At 69.1% G+C, this 233-nt stretch carries 1 protein-coding gene; it reads left to right on the plus strand.

Annotated features, from left to right (window positions below; all coding sequences use genetic code 11):
- Positions 1-233, plus strand: a 233-nt coding sequence (locus J0695_RS43320; protein ID WP_505383659.1) for a lamin tail domain-containing protein, incomplete at both ends; no start/stop codon positions are given.

A 233-nucleotide genomic window follows, 5' to 3' on the forward strand; every position in this document is an offset into this window, starting at 1 on the left:
CAAGTACACCTTCCGCCACCTGCGGTTGAACGGCCACTCGACGGTCAAGGTGCACACGGGATCCGGCCGTGACACCCGCCATGACGTCTACCAGGACCGTCGCGATCACATCTGGGACAACCGCTCCGATCGGGCCACCCTGTCGGACCGCCGTGGCTCGGTCGTCGACACCGAGAGCTGGGGCCGTGGCCGCGACCGCGACCGTGGTGACGACCGCGGCCATGACCGCGACC

It is taken from the genome of Streptomyces beijiangensis (genome assembly GCF_017315755.1).
Lineage (GTDB): Bacteria > Actinomycetota > Actinomycetes > Streptomycetales > Streptomycetaceae > Streptomyces > Streptomyces beijiangensis.